This is a genomic window from Neisseria maigaei, from assembly GCF_958267405.1.
In the GTDB taxonomy this organism is placed as follows: Bacteria; Pseudomonadota; Gammaproteobacteria; order Burkholderiales; family Neisseriaceae; genus Neisseria; species Neisseria bergeri.
This window is the reverse complement of the sequence record NZ_CATQFT010000002.1, coordinates 108,132-124,161: the sequence shown is the minus strand read 5'-3', so window position 1 is coordinate 124,161 and position 16,030 is coordinate 108,132. Positions and strand designations below refer to the sequence as shown.

Annotated in this window: 11 protein-coding genes and 1 pseudogene; 7 read left to right on the top strand and 5 right to left on the bottom strand. The window is 55.5% G+C overall.

What is annotated here, in order from left to right:
• Window positions 1–45 precede the first annotated feature (45 nt).
• The gene (locus Q3O06_RS01680; protein WP_301817293.1) at window positions 46–678 is read right to left on the bottom strand and encodes an LOG family protein; all 633 of its coding nucleotides are present in this window, start codon (window positions 676–678) and stop codon (window positions 46–48) included.
• Between the two features lie 35 nt (window positions 679–713).
• Here Q3O06_RS01680 and Q3O06_RS01675 point away from each other — a divergent pair.
• Window positions 714–827 (top strand): annotated as a pseudogene (locus Q3O06_RS01675) (IS5/IS1182 family transposase); the annotation flags it as partial.
• Window positions 828–937: 110 nt separating this feature from the next.
• A complete protein-coding gene (locus tag Q3O06_RS01670) occupies window positions 938–2,818 on the top strand; it encodes a ribonuclease catalytic domain-containing protein (protein ID WP_301817291.1) in 1,881 nt (626 codons plus the stop codon).
• Between the two features lie 813 nt (window positions 2,819–3,631).
• Here the strand turns inward: Q3O06_RS01670 and Q3O06_RS01665 are convergent.
• From Q3O06_RS01665 to Q3O06_RS01655, 3 genes are all read right to left on the bottom strand, one after another.
• Entirely contained in the window at window positions 3,632–3,844 is a 213-nt protein-coding gene (locus Q3O06_RS01665) for a YadA C-terminal domain-containing protein (protein WP_301817290.1), read from the bottom strand.
• 761 nt (window positions 3,845–4,605) lie between these two features.
• On the bottom strand, window positions 4,606–5,604 hold the full coding sequence (locus Q3O06_RS01660) for a peptidylprolyl isomerase (protein ID WP_301817331.1): 999 nt from the start codon (window positions 5,602–5,604) through the stop codon (window positions 4,606–4,608).
• Between the two features lie 104 nt (window positions 5,605–5,708).
• Window positions 5,709–8,114: an LPS-assembly protein LptD gene (locus Q3O06_RS01655; RefSeq protein WP_301817289.1), complete on the bottom strand. Its 2,406-nt coding sequence runs from the start codon at window positions 8,112–8,114 to the stop codon at window positions 5,709–5,711.
• Between the two features lie 69 nt (window positions 8,115–8,183).
• On the opposite strand from Q3O06_RS01655, the gene amgK reads away from it, so the two are divergent.
• Window positions 8,184–9,188 carry an N-acetylmuramate/N-acetylglucosamine kinase AmgK gene (gene amgK / locus Q3O06_RS01650; protein ID WP_301817288.1) on the top strand — a complete coding sequence of 335 codons (1,005 nt, stop codon included), beginning with the start codon at window positions 8,184–8,186 and terminating at the stop codon, window positions 9,186–9,188.
• 80 nt (window positions 9,189–9,268) lie between these two features.
• Here amgK and Q3O06_RS01645 read toward each other — a convergent pair whose 3' ends face one another.
• Window positions 9,269–9,967, bottom strand: a complete 699-nt coding sequence (locus Q3O06_RS01645) for a thiol:disulfide interchange protein DsbA/DsbL (RefSeq protein WP_301817287.1) — start codon at window positions 9,965–9,967, stop codon at window positions 9,269–9,271.
• A 218-nt stretch (window positions 9,968–10,185) separates the two neighbouring features.
• Here Q3O06_RS01645 and murJ point away from each other — a divergent pair, with 218 nt between their 5' ends.
• The 4 genes from murJ to recQ all read left to right on the top strand — a co-directional run bounded on the left by murJ (window position 10,186) and on the right by recQ (window position 16,012).
• Window positions 10,186–11,724 carry a murein biosynthesis integral membrane protein MurJ gene (gene murJ, locus Q3O06_RS01640; protein ID WP_301817329.1) on the top strand — a complete coding sequence of 513 codons (1,539 nt, stop codon included), beginning with the start codon at window positions 10,186–10,188 and terminating at the stop codon, window positions 11,722–11,724.
• 132 nt (window positions 11,725–11,856) lie between these two features.
• The gene (locus Q3O06_RS01635) at window positions 11,857–12,813 is read left to right on the top strand and encodes a YheT family hydrolase (protein ID WP_301817286.1); all 957 of its coding nucleotides are present in this window, start codon (window positions 11,857–11,859) and stop codon (window positions 12,811–12,813) included.
• A gap of 50 nt (window positions 12,814–12,863) precedes the next feature.
• The gene (gene trpC, locus Q3O06_RS01630; RefSeq protein WP_301817284.1) at window positions 12,864–13,646 is read left to right on the top strand and encodes an indole-3-glycerol phosphate synthase TrpC; all 783 of its coding nucleotides are present in this window, start codon (window positions 12,864–12,866) and stop codon (window positions 13,644–13,646) included.
• 62 nt (window positions 13,647–13,708) lie between these two features.
• Window positions 13,709–16,012, top strand: coding sequence for a DNA helicase RecQ (recQ, locus tag Q3O06_RS01625; RefSeq protein WP_301817283.1), 2,304 nt, complete (start codon window positions 13,709–13,711; stop codon window positions 16,010–16,012).
• The last annotated feature ends 18 nt before the right edge of the window (window positions 16,013–16,030 follow it).

Genomic DNA, 16,030 nt, shown 5'->3' with positions numbered 1-16,030 from the left:
CAAAAATTGTTAAATTGTTTGCAATTATACATCACTCTCGGGACGCTATGCCGTCTGAAGCCCGTGTTCCGACAGATACGCAACGATTTCATCTTCGTCGTCCGATATGGCGAACAAAGAGGCTGCCCCTTCAGAAATCAGACCGCGCGCCAAAAGCTGCGCGTTTATCCACTCCGCCAAGCCCGACCAAAACGCCTTTCCAACCAAAACGACCGGACGCGGCGGCACTTTGCCCGTCTGCACCAAGGTCAGGATTTCAAACAATTCGTCCAGCGTCCCGAAGCCGCCCGGCATCACGACATATGCTTGGGAATAGCGGAAAAACACCGCCTTGCGTTCGGCAAAACGGGAAAAGCGTAAGGCGATGTCCTGATACGGATTCGGCTTCTGCTCGTGCGGCAGGACAATGTTCAGCCCCACCGAAACCGATTTTCCGGCAAACGCGCCCTTGTTTGCCGCCTCCATAATCCCCGGCCCGCCGCCCGAAATGACAGCAATGCCCAAATCCGACAGCCGCCGCGCCAGACGGCAGGCAAACGCATAATCCGTTTGATTCTGCGGCGTGCGCGCGCTGCCGAAGATACTGACTGCCGGAAACACGCCCGCCAACGCCTCTTCCGCCTGCCGCCGTTCCGCTTCGTAACGCGCCTGTTCCGGCACGGGGTTTACATTCTCCATTCCGTCCTCCGTTTAAAAACGGCGATTGTACCCCGTCAAAAACGTATAGTGGATTAAATTTAAATCAGGACAAGGCGACGAAGCCGCAGACAGTACAAATAGTACGGCAAGGCGAGGCAACGCCGTACTGGTTTAAATTTAATCCACTATAACGCAAGCACCGCAAAGCCGCGCCAACCCTCCCCCAACCTTTTTCAGACGGCATTTTCGGTAATCTGCTAAAATCGCCCGCTTGAGTTTCCACAGAAAAATCCGAAAAATGAATATTTTTTACGAAGAATCCGGCCAATTCAAAGTCGCCGCCATCGTCCAAAAAAACGACGCTACCTACCAAGTCGATACCCCACACGGCAAACGCACCAAAGTGAAGGCGAACAACGTCTTTACCGAGTTCGACGGCGATATGGCGGCGTTTTTGGAAAACGCGCAGGCACAGGCGGCGGACATCGACACCGATTTATTGTGGGAAGTATGCGGCAAAGAGGAATTTACCGCCGAAGCCATCGCCGAAGAATATTACGGCCATGCGCCGACCAAAACCGAGCTGGCGGCGACTTTGATTGCGCTGTACGCCGCGCCGATGTATTTCTACAAAAAAGCCAAAGGCGTGTTCAAAGCCGCGCCCGAAGAAACCTTAAAACAAGCGCTTGCCGCCATCGAACGCAAAAAACAACAAGACGCGCAAATCGACGCTTGGGCGGAAGCCTTGAAACGCGGCGAGATGCCGTCTGAAATCGCGGCGGATTTGAAAACCATCCTGCACGCGCCCGACAAGCAGTCGCTAACCTACAAAGCCTTTACCAAAGCCGCCGACGCGCTGAAAACCTCCGCCTACGAACTGGCGAAAAAAACGGGCGGCATTACGTCCATACCCCAATACCTGCAAGACGGGTTTGAAATCAAATATTTCCCAAAAGGAACAGGCTTCCCCGACCTTCCGCTTCCTGAAATGCCCGACTTGCCCAAAGCCGACGTTACCGCCTTTTCCATTGACGACGAATCGACTACCGAAGTGGACGATGCCTTAAGCCTGACCGATTTGGGCAATGGCATAAAACGCGTCGGCATCCACATCGCCGCGCCGTCGCTTGCCATTAAACAAGGCGACAAAATGGAAAAAAACATCATGGAACGCTTGAGCACGGTTTATTTCCCCGGCGGCAAAATCACGATGCTGCCCGAAAACTGGATTGCCGCGTTCAGCCTTGATGCAGGCGCACACCGCCCTGCCGTCAGCATTTATTTCGATGTGGACGGCGAGTTCAACGCCGGCGAACCGACCTGTAAAATCGAAGCCGTCAACATCGCCGAAAACCTGCGCATCCAAACCATCGAGCCGCATTTCAACGCCGAAGCCGGCTTGGACGAAGCCGGCGAAATGATGTTCGCCCATCATCAAGACCTGATTTGGTTCCACCAATTCTCCATCACCCTGCAAAAAGCGCGCGGCAAATACGAACCCGACCGCGCACCGCAATACGATTACAGCATCGAATTGGATGAAGAAGACAAAGTCTCCGTCGTCCGCCGCGAACGCGGTTCGCCCATCGATACGCTGGTCAGCGAGATGATGATTTTGGCCAACAGCACTTGGGCGCAAATGCTGGACGAAAACGAGCTGCCCGGCCTTTTCCGCGTCCAACCGGCAGGCAAAGTGCGCATGAGTACCAAATCTGAGCCGCACATCGGCATGGGCGTGCAACATTACGGCTGGTTTACCTCGCCGCTGCGCCGCGCCGCCGACTACATCAACCAAAAGCAGCTGATCAGCCTGATAGACGACTCTGCCGAGCCGCTGTATCAAAACAGCGATGCCGAGCTTTTCGCCGCGCTGCGCGACTTCGATGCCGCCTATACAGCCTACGCCGACTTCCAACGCCAAATGGAAGCCTACTGGAGTCTGGTTTACCTGCAACAGCAAGGCATCAGCGAACTGACCGCGACGATTCTGAAAGAAGACCTCGTCCGCATCGAAGGCCTGCCGCTGGTAACCCGCGCGACCGGTATTCCGTTTGACGCACTGCCCAAATCGCAGGCATTGTTCAAAATCACTGAATTAGATGCCGAGAAGCAGTTTGTCTCGCTCAACTACATCAAGGCAGCCGCACCCTCCGGGCAAACGTCAGGCAATGCCGTCTGAAGCCGTGATGCGGCAAACTCCGGCAAAAACAGAAACCCGAATCTCATCATTCCCACAGTCGGGAATCCGGTTTTTTGGGTTTCCGTTGTTTTTGCGTTTCAGTGAACTTCCAAACCGCCATTCCCGATAAATACCCGCAATCTAAAATCCCGTCATTCCCATGCAGGTGGGAATCTAGGTCTGTCCGCACGGGAACTTATGCGCCGTCATTCCCGCGAAAGCGGGAATCCAGTCCTTTAAACTCCAGCCATTCCCGATAAATTCCTGTTACTTTTCGTTTCTAGATTCCCGCTTTCGCGGGAATGACGATGGAAAGATTGTTATTGCTTCGGATAAATCTCTGCGGTTTTGAATAACCGGATTCCCGCCTGTGCGGGAATGACGGCATAGAGGTTTCTGTTTTCTCGATAAATTACCACAACCCAAAATCCCGTCATTCTCGTAAAAGCGGGAATCCGGTTCGTTTGGTTTCGTTTTTTTTTGAGTTTCGTGTAACTTCTAAATCGTCATTCCCGCGAAAGCGGGAATCCAGACCCTTCGGCACAGAAACTTATCGGATAAAGGGTTTCTTTAGATTCCGCGTCCTAGATTCCCGCCTGCGCGGGAATGACAGCGGAGAGATGATTATGATTTCGGATAACGCCGTGATTTTGAAATTTTGAAATGACAAGATAGGTATTGCCTATTTCCGTCATATCTGCCGATTTCGTGCGTCAAAATGCCGTCTGAAGCCTGTTTCAGGTTTCAGACGGCATTGCCTGCACGCTTACCGTTTAATAAGCGTATGTTTTACCGCTAAATATTTAGAGGCACTTACCATTCGAAATTGACACCGGCGTGATAAGCCACACCGCCGCCGGGTGCAAAGGCAAATCCTGCTTTTGTTGCAAATTTTTCGTTGTAACGGTAACCGACACCGACGGCAAATGCGGATTGCGACCGATAACCGCCCACAGCGGCGGTAACGTTTGCCTTGCCGACAGAGTAGGGTTGGAATAAACCGCTTAACGCGGCTTGTGCCGCCAAACCGCGTTTCAGTTTTTTGTTTTCAGCATCTGCCGTTTTTCCGTCATTTGTTGCAACAACCGAAGTCTCATTAGAATTCGTCGCTGCAAGCGAGTAGCTAGAAACTACCCCCCGCGATTACCAGCAGGGAAAGCACTGATGGTGCCAATAATTTTTTCATCATTAAAATTCCTATGTTTAATATAATAGAAAGCGTGAAATTACGATTAATCAGCCATTTTCCAACTTATGCGGAAAATATGCTTCCCAACCGTAAGCCTGCATTGTAAAACAATAACATTCAATTACTGAATAATTTTCGCAGATTCAAGGAAAAAATCCTGATTCCTTACTTCTGCCTTCTTTGTTTCATCATTCCCCAGCAGGCGCGGATTTGGTTTTTGCGTTTCAGTTGCTTTTAGGTTTCAGGCAACTTTTAAATCGTCATTCCTGATAAATACCCGCAATCTAAAATCCCGTCATTCCTGCGCAGATGGGAATCTAGGTTTGTCCTCACCGAAACCGATATGCCGTCATTCCCGCGCAAATGGGAGTCTAGGTCTGTCCGCACGGAAACCGATATGCCGTCATTCCCGCGAAAGCGGGAATCCAGACCCTTCGGCACAGAAACTTATCGGATAAAACGGTTTCTTTAGATTCTACGTCCTAGATTCCCGCTTTCGCGGGAATGACGAATGACGGTGTAAAAGTAACTTGAAATTCAAAAAAGCCATACCGCCCGGATTTTTGCCGATCGGTATGGCTTTTTGATTCAAACCGTTTCAGCGGATGTCGATGTACGCGCCGGAATGCAGGTCGCGCAACAGGTCGGCGGTCGCACGCTCCGCCTTCTGTTGGAAAATATACTGACGCACGGCGTTGCGGACGCGTTCCTGAGGCGTGCCGGCCTCGCGTACTTCGTTCAGCTTGATGATGTGCCAGCCGAACTGGGTGCGTACGGGCGCGCTGACTTGGCCGGGTTTGAGGCTGCGGACGGTTTCTTCAAAGGCGGGAACCATCACGCCGTCGGCAAACCAGCCCAAATCGCCTCCATTGCCCGCGCTCTCGTCTTGGGAATATCGGCGTGCCAAACCTGCGAAATCCGTGCCGTTGCGAGCCTGGTCGTAAATTTTGCGGATGGTGCTTTCTGCACCGACAGCGGCGTTTTCGCTGTCGGCCTTAATCAGGATGTGTTGGGCGCGGTATTGGCGCATCGGCTCGCCTTCGGGCAGTGTGATGCCTTGTTTCTGCGCCTGCTCGAGGAAGGCGTCAATTTCAGCTTCGCTCACGCGGCTGTTTTGCATCACTGCCTGCTGGCGGACTTTTTCGGCAATGATGTTGTCGGCAAGCTCGCGGCGTTGTTCGGCAGACAGGTTTTTAAGCGAGGGGTTTTGCGCGACGACGGCGGCAATTTCTGCCTCACTTGCCTGAATGTTGCGGCGTTTGCCCGCCTGTACGATCAGGGATTGGTTGACCAGCTGCATCAGCACCTGTCTGGACAGCTCGGATTCGCTTATCTGTGCGTCTTTGGGCAGGGTGGCTTCGGCTTCGGCAACGGCTTCGGCAAGCCGGCGGTTGGTGATGACTTCGTTGTCGGCAACGGCGGCAATGCCGTCTGAAAAGCGGATACCGCCCTGCTGTTGTGCGGGTGCGGCTTCTTTTTGCGCCGTGGCGGCAGCTTTGACCGCTTTGGCAGGTGCGGTTTTTGCCTTTTGCGGTGCGGCGTGGACATCGGCTGCTGCCAGCAATGCGGCGGCAATCATCAGGGCTTTGATTTTCATCATTCTTTCCTTATCTTTTGAATCCTGCCTTTGATGGCGGGTTTGGGGTTGTCGGTGGAATGCCGTCTTGTGCAGGAACGGTGCTCCTGCCGGGTTTCCGACGGTCAGGGCCGTTTGTTGCGTCCGGCGGAAAGAGAGTGGGCGGGGATGTAGCCGGGAACGGCGACATCCATCCTGTCTGCGGGGTTTTTGCCGACATTGCTCAAGTCTTTCAGGTGCAGGGTGAGGAAGACGGCGTTTTTGTAGGTGTTTTCGCCGGTAACGTAGCGTTGGGCGTACACGCCCGCGCCCCAGCAGCCGCAACTGCTTTTGTATTCTGCACCGGCAAGCATTTCTATCGGTTTTTTGGCTTCAAAACCGTAGTTGTAGCGGACGACGGCAGACAGGTTGCGCGTCAGCGGCCATTGTGCGGACAGGTCGAGCTGGCTGAGTTTGTCATAAAAATAGGAACCGTCGGACTTCAGGTAGATTTTTTCGTTGCGCCCGTATTTGTAGCGGGCGTTCAGCACTTTGCCCTGTACGGGACGGTAACTTGCACCGACGGCGTAGTTCTCGGCGCGTTTGTCGTTTTGGTTGTAGTGGATGCTGCTGTCGAGGATGAAGCGGCTGCCGATGCCGCCGGAGGCGAATGCCACCCAGTCGGAACGGCTGCGCGGGTTCTTGCCGACGCTGCCGTCAAGCATCACCGCATCATCCTTGAAATAGAATTTCTGACCGATGCCGGCGCGGAAACGCTCCTCCCCCGTCGCGCCGTCCAAAATCCGGCTCTGTACGGCGGCGGAAAGGCTGTTGGCGGCGTTGATGCGGTCGTTGCCGTAATAGAGGTTTTCGCGGAAGAGCTGCCCGTAGCCGAAACTGCTTTCCGACGAATCGAAATTGGGCAGGTCGTTTTGGGATTTGGCAGGAATGTAGTTGTAGAACAGGCGCGGCTCGAGGGTTTGCAGGACTCCGCCGCCGAACATCCGCGTATTGCGTTCGAAGGTCATGCCGCTGTCGATATTGACGATGGGCAGAGTGCGGCTGACGCGTCGGGCTTCTTGGCTGCCGAAGCGGTTGAGGCTGTAATAGGTGGCGTGCAGTCCGAGTTTGGGACGGACGTAGCCCCAGCTGTTGCTGAAATCCCATTTGATGTCGGGATAGACGACGAGGCGGCTGCCGTCTTGGCGGCTGTCGTGGCTGAAGCGGGTAAATTGTGCGGACACGCCGATTTGCGCCCTGCCTGCGTTTTTATGCCAATCTGCGGAAAGGCGCGGCATCAGGGCATACGGTTTGTCTTTGTAGCCGTTTTGGTTTGCCAGCGTCTGGTATTTTTGTGCCGACAATCCGACGTTCAAAATGCCGCCAGCCGCCTTGCTGCTGTAATCCAGCCATACGCGTCGGTTGAGGTTGACGTTGCCGGCGATTTCTTCGCTGCCGTAAAAGTCGCGGTAGTAGCCGCTGTCGGAGACTTGGTTGAAATCGACACCCGCCTGAAGTGTGTCGGAAATATCGTGCCGGTGCTGCCATTTCGCCTGATAGCGGTTGTTCCTGCCGTTTTTCTTGTCGTGCGGCAGCCAGGTCAGGTCGGTCTGTCCACTGTAATCGGGACGCAGGTAACGGATCTGTCCGTCAAAAACCGCGCCGCGTTCGCCGATAATGCCGGGGGCGAAGGTGGCATCGAAGTTGGGGGCGAGATTGAAATAATAGGGAACGGAAAGGGAAATGCCGTCTGAACCGGTGGACAGGGAGGGAACGAGCAGACCGCTTTTGCGGTTGCCGTCAAGCGGGAAGTCCGCCCAAGGGGTGTAGAAAATAGGAACGCCGCCGAACACGAAGGCGGCGTGTTTGGCAACGCCTATGCCTTTTTCCCGATCGGCTTCGACAGAGGCTGCCTTGACATACCAGCCGGCATCGCCGGCGGAACAGGTGTTGAATTGGGTTTCCGTCAGTTTGTAATGCCCTTCGCCCAACATTTCGGCGGTGCGGCTGACGCTTTGCAGCCGCCGTCCGCCTTGTTCGGTTTCCATGCGGACGTTGTGCGCTTCGCCGGTCTGCTGCTCGAGATTGTAGGTCAGGGTTTCGCCCCGAATCAGCGTACCGTCCTGTTGGAGGGCGAACCGGTCGCCTACGGTAACGGTGTCGCCCGACTGGTCGTAATCCGCCCAATCGGTATTGAGGACTGCGCCGTCCCGTTCGATGATAACGCTTCCTTCCGCGCGTACCTTGACCTGCGACTGCCCTTCCACCTTGTCGGCGACAATGCGCGTATAGTCTTCGGGGATGGATGCTTCGCCGCTGCCTTGGACGGCAGCTTCGGTTCTCTCGGGGCTGCCGCTTTCGTTACTGCAAAACAGGCAGGTCGAGCCGAGGGTCAAATCGGAAGTTTGTGCGGATTCGGACGCGCCCTGCGCGCCACCTTCTGCGACACGCCCGTCCGCCTCTTCCGCCGCAACGGTATCGGCAGCACAATGCGTGCCGAAGCAGAAGCCCAATGCCAGCACCAGTGGTTTGAGTGAAAATAAACGAGCCAAAATTGCCCCTCAGGTCGGTTTGCCAGTTAGAATAGCGTTTATTGTAACCTGAAATGCTTTAGTACTGTTATGCAACGACAAATCGAACTGAAAAATTGGCTTCAGACCGTCTATCCCGGCCGCAGTTTCGAACTGGCCTTTGCGGCGGCGGATGCTGATTTCCGCCGCTATTTCCGTGCAACGTTTTCAGACGGCAGCAGCGTCATCTGCATGGATGCGCCGCCCGACAAGATGAGTGTCGCACCTTATTTGAAAGTGCAGAAACTGTTTGACATGGTCAATGTGCCGCAGATATTGCACGCGGACGCGGATTTGGGGTTTGTGGTATTGAACGACTTGGGCAATACGACGTTTTTAACCGCGATGCTTCAGGAACAGGGCGAAACGGCGCACAAAGCGCTGCTGCTGGAGGCCATCGGCGAGCTGGTCGAATTGCAGAAGGCAAGCTGTGAAGGGGTTTTGCCCGAATATGACCGTGAAACGATGCTGCGCGAAATCAACCTGTTCCCGGAATGGTTTGTCGCAAAAGAATTGGGACGCAAATTAACATTCAAACAACGCCAACTTTGGCAGCAGACTGTCGATACGCTGCTGCCGCCCCTGTTGGCGCAGCCCAAAGTCTATGTGCACCGCGACTTTATCGTCCGCAACCTGATGCTGACGCGCGGCAGGCCGGGCGTTTTAGACTTCCAAGACGCGCTTTACGGCCCGATTTCCTACGATTTGGTGTCGCTGTTGCGCGATGCCTTTATCGAATGGGAAGAAGAATTTGTCTTGGACTTGGTTATCCGCTACTGGGAAAAGGCGCGGGCTGCCGGCCTGCCCGTCCCCGAAGCGTTTGACGAGTTTTACCGCTGGTTCGAATGGATGGGCGTGCAGCGGCACTTGAAGGTTGCAGGCATCTTCGCACGCCTGTACTACCGCGACGGCAAAGACAAATACCGTCCCGAAATTCCGCGTTTCTTAAACTATCTGCGCCGCGTATCGCGCCGTTATGCCGAACTCGCCCCGCTCTACGCGCTGCTGGTCGATTTGGTCGGCGATGAAGAACTGGAAACGGGTTTCACGTTCTAAGAAACAGCCCTCCGAACGCTTGAAACTAAAAATGCCGTCTGAACCTGAAATCGGGTTCAGACGGCATTTTTCAGATAGGCTTACTGCGCGGCTTTTTGTTCTTCGCGCACTTTGTCCGCCAAAAGGTCGATGGTGTGCATACCGGATTCCCAGTCGGCAAATTCGACTTTATATTTGCCGCCGACGATAACCGTGGGCGTACCGTCGATTTGGAAGGTTTCGGTCAGCTCCTGCATTTTGTCGGCACGCGCCTGGCTTTCGGGAGATTCGTAGGCGGCAAGGACTTTTTTGCCGTCAAAGGCGGTTTGTTCACCCAGCCATTTTTTGAGGACTTCCGGCTCTTGCAGCTTAATTCTCTGATTAACCATCGCATCGAAAATATGGCTGTTCGCCACATCTTTGCTTTCGGCAGCAGCCATATCGACGGCGGCGGCAAGGCGTGCCAGCGGCAGCATTTCTTTCTGCCAGACGACGTGTTCGGTACGCAGGTACATATCGTCTTTAAAAGACTTGGCGTGTTTGCTCAAAACCGGTTCGAGGTGGGCGCAGTGCGGACAGAAGTAGCCGAAAAATTCGAGCACTTCGACTTTGCCTGCCTGCTGTTGCGGAATCGGGTTGGCAAGGACGGTGTAGTTTTGCCCTTCGACCAGCCCTGCTGGGGCGGCGGCTGCCGAAGCGGCAGGCGCGCTGTCGGCGGGGACGCTGGTTTGGACTTTGCTGTCGCACGCGGCAAGGGCGAACAGGGCGGCAACGCCGAGGGCGAGGTGTCTGGATTTCATACGGCTCTCCGTGATGTTGGAAATGGATGATTGGAAATCAATCGGAATCCGGCTATTTTATTGCATTTCCGCGTGTTGATACAGTTTGCCGCCGGAAAAGGAAGCTTTCGTTTCGGGAAACCGCTTCAGACGGCATCAAACCCTATGCCGTCTGAAGCGGTTTCTGTCGTACAATACGCGCCGTTGCCCCAAACGGGTACGACTGTTGAGGAACAATGATGAATATGCTTGGAGCTTTGGCAAAAGTCGGCAGCCTGACGATGGTGTCGCGCGTTTTGGGATTTGTGCGCGATACGGTCATTGCGCGGGCATTCGGCGCAGGCATGGCGACGGATGCGTTTTTTGTCGCGTTCAAACTGCCCAACCTGCTGCGCCGCGTGTTTGCGGAGGGGGCGTTTGCCCAAGCGTTTGTGCCGATTCTGGCGGAATATAAGGAAACGCGTTCTAAAGAGGCGACGGAGGCTTTTATCCGCCATGTGGCGGGGATGCTGTCGTTTGTACTGGTCATCGTTACCGCGCTGGGCATACTTGCCGCGCCTTGGGTAATTTATGTTTCCGCACCCGGTTTTGCCAAAGATGCCGACAAATTTCAGCTCTCTATCGATTTGCTGCGGATTACGTTTCCTTATATCTTATTGATTTCACTTTCCTCTTTTGTCGGCTCGGTACTTAATTCCTATCATAAATTCAGCATTCCGGCGTTTACGCCCACGTTCCTGAACGTGTCGTTTATCGTATTCGCGCTGTTTTTCGTGCCGTATTTCGATCCGCCCGTTACCGCACTGGCATGGGCGGTCTTTGTCGGCGGCATTTTGCAACTCGGCTTCCAACTGCCCTGGCTGGCAAAACTGGGTTTTTTGAAACTGCCCAAACTGAATTTCAAAGATGCGGCGGTCAACCGCGTCATGAAACAGATGGCGCCTGCGATTTTGGGCGTGAGCGTGGCGCAGATTTCTTTGGTGATTAACACGATTTTCGCGTCTTATCTGCAATCGGGCAGCGTTTCATGGATGTATTACGCCGACCGCATGATGGAGCTGCCCAGCGGCGTGCTGGGGGCGGCACTCGGTACGATTTTGCTGCCGACTTTGTCCAAACACTCGGCAAACCAAGATACGGAACAGTTTTCCGCCCTGCTCGACTGGGGTTTGCGCCTGTGCATGCTGCTGACGCTGCCGGCGGCGGTCGGACTGGCGGTGTTGTCGTTCCCGCTGGTGGCAACCTTGTTCATGTACCGCGAATTCACGCTGTTTGACGCGCAGATGACACAACATGCGCTGATTGCCTATTCTTTCGGTTTAATCGGTTTGATCATGATTAAAGTGTTGGCACCCGGCTTCTATGCGCGGCAAAACATCAAAACGCCCGTTAAAATCGCCATCTTTACGCTCATCTGCACGCAGTTGATGAACCTTGCCTTTATCGGCCCACTGAAACACGTCGGACTTTCGCTTGCCATCGGTCTGGGCGCGTGTATCAATGCCGGATTATTGTTTTACCTGTTGCGCAAACACGGTATTTACCAACCTGGCAAGGGTTGGGCAGCGTTCTTAGCAAAAATGCTGCTCTCGCTCGCCATGATGGGAGGCGGCCTGTATGCCGCCCAAATCTGGCTGCCGTTCGACTGGACACACGCCGGCGGAATGCGGAAAGCGGGGCAGCTCTGCATCCTGATTGCCGTCGGCGGCGGACTGTATTTCGCATCTCTGGCGGCTTTGGGCTTCCGTCCGCGCCATTTCAAACGCGTGGAAAGCTGACCGATGCCGATATCCTTTTTCGGAAAACGCTTTTTCCGCGCCTATATTCGGGCGCGCATCCCCCGCGTCCGCACCGACCGGACGGGCTGCCGCATCATCAATGCCGTCTGAAAACAGAAAAACCGATACCTTATGATTCTGACACCGCCGGACACACCGTTTTTCCTCCGCAACGGCAATGCCGACACGATTGCCGCCAAATTCCTGCAACGCCCCGCACCTGCATACCGCCGCGAGCTGCTTCCCGACAGCACGGGTAAAACCAAAGTCGCCTACGACTTTTCAGACGGCATTTCGCCCGATGCGCCGCTGGTCGTGCTGTTTCACGGTTTGGAGGGCGGCAGTGGCAGCCATTACGCGGTCGAACTGATGCTTGCGGTACGCGATCGCGGTTGGCACGGCGCAGTCGTCCATTTCCGCAGCTGCGGCGGCATTGCCAACACCGCCCCGGTGTTCTACCACTTGGGCGATACTGCCGAAATCGCCTTTGCTTTGGACACGCTCGCCGCGCGTTACCGGGAAATATACGCCGTCGGCGTATCGCTGGGCGGCAACGCGCTGGCAAAATATTTGGGCGAACAGGGCGAAAACGCGCTGCCGCAAGCCGCCGCCGCCATCTCCGCCCCCGTCGATGCAGAGGCGGCAGGCAGACGCTTCGACAGCGGCATCACGCGGCTGCTCTACACGCGCTACTTCCTCCGCACCCTGATACCCAAAACACGGTCGCTCCAAGGTTTTCAGACGGCATTTGCCGCAGGGTGCAAAACACTGGGTGAGTTTGACGACCGCTTCACCGCACCGCTGCACGGCTTTGCCGACCGGCACGACTACTACCGCCGAACTTCCTGCAAACCGCTGCTCAAACACGTTGCCAAACCGCTGCTCCTGCTCAATGCCGCCAACGACCCCTTCCTGCCGCCCGAAGCGCTGCCCCGCGCAGACGAAGTGTCCGAAGCCGTTACCCTGTTCCAACCTGCACACGGTGGTCATGTCGGCTTTGTCAGCAGCACCGGCGGCAGGCTGCACCTGCAATGGCTGCCGCAGACCGTCCTGTCCTATTTCGACAGCTTCCGCACAAACAGGCGTTAACGGTTTGATGCTAATATTCCCCCTTTCCCCGGACAAATACGGAACACGATATGACCGACATCCTCAATAAAATCCTTGCCACCAAAGCACAGGAAGTTGCCGCCCAAAAAGCCGCCGTTTCCCCCGAACACATCCGCACGCTTGCCGAAAACGCGCCACCCGTCCGCAGCTTCATCGATTCGATACGCGGCAAACACCGCCTAAACCTGCCCGCCGTCATTGCCGAAATCAAAAAGGCAAGCCCGAGCAAGGGGCTAATCCGCCCCGACTTCCGCCCTGCCGAGATTGCCCGCGCCTATGAAAACGCCGGGGCGGCGTGTTTGTCCGTACTGACCGACGAACCCTATTTCCAAGGTTCGCCCGAATACCTCAAACAGGCGCGCGAAGCCGTATCACTGCCCGTGCTGCGCAAAGACTTCATCATCGACGAATACCAGGTTTATCAAGCGCGCGCATGGGGGGCGGATGCCGTCCTGCTGATTGCCGCCGCACTGGAACAGGAACAATTGGAACGCTTTGAAGCGGTGGCGCACGAATTGGGCATGACCGTCCTGCTCGAGCTGCACGACGAAACCGAATTGGAAAAATGCCGCAACCTGACCACGCCGCTGTGGGGCGTAAACAACCGCAACCTGCGGACTTTTGAAGTCTCCCTCGACCAAACCCTGTCGCTGCTGCCCGCGCTGGAAGGCAAAACCGTCGTTACCGAAAGCGGCATTACGGGTAAGGCGGATGTGGAATTTATGCGGTCGCGCGGCGTGCACACCTTCCTGATCGGCGAAACGTTCATGCGTGCCGGCGATATTGAGGCGGAAGTGGGCAAACTCTTCTAAATCCCGATTTCAGACGGCATATTGCCGCCGACCGACCAACACCCTTTACCGGACACGGAACAATGACGCACCGACCCACCGCCAAACAGATTTTGCACGAAGTATTCGGCTATCCCGAATTTCGCGGCAGGCAGGAGGCTGTCATCAATACTTTGGCAGGCGGCGGCAGTTTGACGGTGCTGATGCCGACGGGCGGTGGCAAGTCTTTGTGTTACCAGATTCCCGCGCTGATGCGCGAAGGCGTGGCGGTTGTCGTATCGCCGCTGATTGCGCTGATGAACGACCAAGTGGCAAACCTGCACGCCGCCGGCATCGAAGCGGCGGCAGTCAACAGCGGCACATCGGCAGATGAGGCGCGCGAGATTGCCGACAAGCTTGCCCAAGGCCGTCTGAAACTGCTTTATGTTGCGCCGGAACGCTTGGTTACCGACCGCTTTTTACGTTTTCTCGACCAACAAACCGTCAGCCTGTTTGCCATTGACGAGGCGCATTGCGTCAGTCAATGGGGACACGATTTCCGCCCCGAATACCGACAGCTCGGCATCCTTGCCGAACGCTATCCGAACGTCCCGCGCATCGCCCTGACCGCTACCGCCGATGCGGCCACGCGTGCCGACATCAAGCATTATCTGCACTTGGACGACGCGCCCGAATTTGTCTCCAGCTTCGACCGCCCGAATATTTATTATCAGGTTATCGAAAAAAACAACGGCAAAAAGCAACTGCTGGATTTCATCCGCAAAGAAATGGCGGGACAAAGCGGCATTGTGTATTGCCTAAGCCGCAAAAAGGTGGAAGATGTGGCGCAGTTTTTGCGTGAAAACGGATTAAACGCGATTCCGTATCATGCCGGTTTGAGCATGGACGTACGCGAGGAAAACCAACGCCGTTTTACGCATGAAGACAATATTATTGTGGTGGCGACCGTGGCGTTCGGCATGGGCATAGACAAACCCGACGTGCGCTTTGTCGCCCATCTCGATATGCCCCAAAGTGTCGAACATTTCTATCAGGAATCGGGGCGCGCCGGCCGGGACGGGCTGCCGGCCGTGAGCTGGCTGTGTTACGGTTTGAACGATTGGGTGTTGCTGCGCGAACGGATTGCCGAAGGCAACAGCGATGAAGTGCAAAAGCAAATCGAAATGCAAAAACTCGATGCCATGCTTTCCGTCTGCGAAACCGCCGCCTGCCGCCGCGTACTGCTGCTCAAACATTTCGGCGAAGAATCCGAACCCTGCGGCCATTGCGACAACTGCCTGCATCCGCCCGTACGGTTTGACGGCACGGTGTTGGTGCAAAAATTACTCAGCTGCGTGTACCGCGCCGGACAACGCTTTGCCGCCGGTTACATCACCAACCTTTTGCGCGGTAAAAGCGACGATTGGATACGCGGCAACCGGCACGAACAACTGTCCACCTTCGGCATCGGTACGGAGTTGTCCGACAAAGAATGGCGCAGCGTCATCCGCCAGTGCATCAGCCTCGGCTACCTCACCGTCAACATTGCCCGATATCAGGCATTGCAACTGACCGAAGCCGCCAAAAAAGTCCTCAAAGGCGAAACCGAAGTGATGCTGCGTCCGCTCAAGCGCAATAAATCCGCCGTCCGCACCCTCAAAGACAACTGGCTGCGTACCGAACGAGAAGAACGCCTGTGGCAGGCATTGCGCGTTTGGCGTATGAAACAGGCAGAAGCCGAAGGCATCCCCGCCTATATGATTTTCGGCGACAAAACCCTACGCGACCTTGTCGAAAAAATGCCGCAAGACCTCAACGGGCTGCACGACATCTACGGCTTGGGCGAAGCCAAAATCGACCGTTTCGGACACGGCATACTCAAAGTCTGCCGCAACGCCGCCGGCTTCAGCCACGATGCCGTCATCCGTCCTCAAACCGAACGCGAACAACAACTGCGTCAAAAACTCGAAGCCTGGCGGTATGAACGGGCAAGGACGGAAAACTGCGCCCTGCATTCCGTCCTCTCCGACGAAAGCCTTGCCGATATGCTTGCCGCCACGCCCGAAACCGAAACCGACCTCGAAGGCGTGCACGGCTTGGGCAGCGTACGCGCCGCCAAATACGGACGGGACATCCTCGCCGTCTGCCGTCCGTTTTCAGACGGCATCGATGAAGCCGCCAAACGCAAACGCCGCCTGATGCGCGCTCTGATCCGATGGTGCGGCGAAACGGCAAAACACGAACAGTCCGAACCCTACCGCATTCTCAGCAAAGCCGCCCTGCGCGCCATTGCCGCCAAACAGCCGGAAGGTTTGGCGGAGCTTGCCGCCGTATATGGCGTAGGCGAAGAAAAAGCCGCACGTTACGGTGCGGCGGTGTTGGCGGTGTTGGGACAAAATGCCGTCTGAAAAGGGAATATATCGGTT